We start from the raw sequence: 3,157 nt of genomic DNA, 5'->3' as shown, positions 1-3,157 counted from the left end.
AAGAAAAATTTGTATATTCATTTATGATATTTACCTTTGCTAGGTAAAAAACGGGTTATTAGTAAATTTTTAACAGTTTTTAATAAAAAAAACAATTATGGCAAGCAAAAAGTACTTATTACTGGCAGGCGCTGTGGGTTTACTATCAGCATCTTCTAGTTTTGCACAGGTTCAACCAACCGGCTATGATGCTCTGGATAGCACCAAAGTGTCTAGCAAGCGTATGGTACAACAAAATAACTTCACGAACCACCAATCGAATTTCCCGGCGAAACCGAGAGATATGTGGGAACTGGGTTTTAGTGGTGGTTTACACCTGATCAGCGGAACTGTTCCTGCTCAACCAGGCTTCGGTGGCGGTATCTCCCTGAGAAAAGCACTGGGTCACACTTTCTCCCTGAGAGCTGAGTACATCGGTTCCATTGATAAAGGTCAGGATTACAAGCTGCGTCCTTCTATTTCCGCAAATGGCAATCCATGGGCAGCAACCGCAGCTAGAAACGGCGGCTTCATCATTCCTAACTACAAATCTCAGAATCATCAGTTGTCTTTGGACGTGATTGCTTCTTTGAGCAACATCCTGTTCTACAGAGCTGAACCTAAAGTTAACTGGTATTTACTGGCAGGGTACTCTATTGTAATGGCTGATGTTGATGTTGACGCATTAGATGGCAATGGCAATGGTTATGCTTATGATCAAGCTAGACTGACTGGCAAACGTTCTGATATTAAAGATTATATCAAAAGTGTTCAGGACAAAAAGTACGAACAGAATGCTCCTTCACAAGGAAACAGAACTTCCATTGGTCGTAACGATGACAACCAATTACTCCGTCACGCACTGGATCTTGGTACTGGTGTAGCGTTTAAAGTTTCCAAACGTTTCAACATTGGTATTGAAGAGAAAATCACCATGCCATTTGATGCATATCTGGATGGATATGCTAACCCTTATGGTTCTTCTAAAGATTTCTACTCTTACACCAGCTTACGTCTGAACTTCAACCTGGGTAACCCAGCTAAACGTGTACAGCCATTATGGTGGATTAACCCACTGGAATACGCTTACAGCGAGCTGAGCAACCCACGTCACATGAAGATCCCAGCTCCGGTTCTGCCTGATGCTGATGGTGATGGCGTAACTGACCAATTCGATCGCGAACCTAACACCCCAGCAGGTGCACCAGTTGATTCTCACGGTGTTGCTAAAGATTCTGATGGTGATGGCGTTCCTGATTTCAAAGACAAACAACTGATCACGCCTACTTACTGCCAACCAGTTGATGCTGATGGCGTTGGTAAATGCCCAGATCCAGAATGCTGCAAGAACCGTGTTGAAACAACTTGCGCTAGCCTGGTTCTGCCAAGCGTTTCCTTCAAAGGTTCTTCTACCAAAGTTGGTAGCGATCAGGAAGCTATCCTGGCTTCAGTTGCAGCTACCCTGAAATCTAACCCATCTTGCAACGTCCTGGTAACAGGTCACGCAGGTGCGAAAGGTAAAAAAGGTGGTGTTGATCTGAGCAGCCGTCGTGTTGATTCAGTTATCGACTACCTGGCTGACAAACAAGGAATCGACCGCGGTCGTTTCATCAAACAAAACACTCCTGGTGAGTCTGGCACTGTTGATTTAGCTCCTGCTAACTAATCAGTATCACTCATTAAGATGATAACTAAAAAAATCCCCGCCCGTTCATTCGGGTGGGGATTTTTTTATTCGCTAAACACTCCGTTACGAATTATTGTTGGAGTGTCAATATTTACCCCTAATTTTGAAGGCTTTTTAACCAACTTATTATTACGTGGGAATAAACATTAACAGGGTCTCCCTGGCAGGTCTCGTAGTAGCGCTCGGTATTATCTACGGCGACATCGGAACATCTCCACTTTATGTTTTCAAGGCCATCGTAGGGGGCAACCCCATCAGCGATCTGCTGGTGATAGGTGGTATCTCCTGTATTATATGGACGCTAACCCTGCAAACCACCGTTAAGTACGTCATTCTGACCCTACGGGCAGATAATAAAGGGGAAGGTGGTATCTTTTCACTGTATGCACTCGTAAGACGCCATGCCAGATGGACCGTCATATTCGGTATGATCGGCGGCGCTGCCCTGCTTGCAGATGGTATTATTACACCTCCCATCACTGTCACCTCCGCCATTGAAGGTTTAAGAACGCTGGACGTTTTCAAAGATCTCGGACAGATTACTATTGTAAAAATAGTACTGACCATTATTACAGGTCTCTTCGTGATGCAACAGTTTGGTACCGTTTCTATTGGTCGCATGTTTGGACCCATCATGGTACTATGGTTTTCGATGCTTGGTATCCTTGGTATTTCACACATTGCCGATGATCTTAGCATCTTTAAAGCCTTTAGTCCCCATTATGCTATTGAACTCTTAACAACTTATCCGAAAGGGTTCCTGATCCTCGGTGCCGTATTTCTGTGTACTACAGGGGCAGAGGCGCTGTATTCAGACCTTGGACACTGCGGCAGGGGAAACATCAGGATTTCCTGGATTTTCGTTAAATCCTGCCTTATTTTGAATTACCTGGGACAGGGCGCATGGCTGCTGACACAAAAAGGTCAGATTCTCCCAAAAGACCAGAATCCGTTCTTTACCATTATGCCGGAATGGTTCATCATTTTTGGTGTATTAATCGCCACACTGGCATCTGTTATCGCCAGTCAGGCATTGATATCCGGTTCCTTTACCCTCATCGCGGAAGCCATGCGACTGAATCTGTGGCCTAAAATGCGGGTAAACTATCCTACAGAAATGAGAGGTCAACTCTATATTCCCGGTATCAACACGATGCTGTTTGTAGGTTGTGCTGCTATCGTAATGATCTTCCAGGAATCTTCTAATATGGAGGCGGCCTATGGCTTATCGATTACTATTTGTATGCTCATGACCTCCTGCCTCTTTGCTTTTTATCTGTACACGAAGCGGGTATGGGTCGGGTGGATATTATTATACCTGGTCGTCTATTTCACAATAGAATTCTCCTTCCTGTTTGCCAATGTGGTGAAATTTATGCACGGAGGTTATGTGACCGTGATCGTGGCTGGCGCATTGTTCCTGGTGATGATCGTCTGGTTTAAATCCCGTAAGATCAAGAATCGTTATGTGGAGTTTGTAAGACTGGAAGA

Annotated in this window: 2 protein-coding genes; both read left to right on the top strand. The window is 44.5% G+C overall.

Annotated elements, in window-relative coordinates; translation table 11 throughout:
- Positions 1 to 97: 97 nt before the first annotated feature.
- Complete coding sequence (locus VIP81_RS02305; protein ID WP_331956862.1) at positions 98 to 1,645, top strand: OmpA family protein; 1,548 nt, start codon at positions 98 to 100, stop codon at positions 1,643 to 1,645.
- A gap of 154 nt (positions 1,646 to 1,799) precedes the next feature.
- The coding region (locus VIP81_RS02300; protein WP_331956861.1) for a KUP/HAK/KT family potassium transporter at positions 1,800 to 3,157 on the top strand (1,358 nt) is incomplete at its 3' end.

Source organism: Chitinophaga sp., assembly GCF_036566945.1.
In the GTDB taxonomy this organism is placed as follows: domain Bacteria; phylum Bacteroidota; class Bacteroidia; order Chitinophagales; family Chitinophagaceae; genus Chitinophaga.
The sequence above is the reverse complement of the archived record's forward strand: the minus strand, read 5'-3'. Positions and strand labels throughout refer to the sequence as shown.

Coding starts and splice junctions, on each gene's coding strand:
- VIP81_RS02305 (WP_331956862.1), top strand. CDS start 98: ATGGCAAGCAAAAAGTACTTATTACTGGCAGGCGCTGTGGGTTTACTA.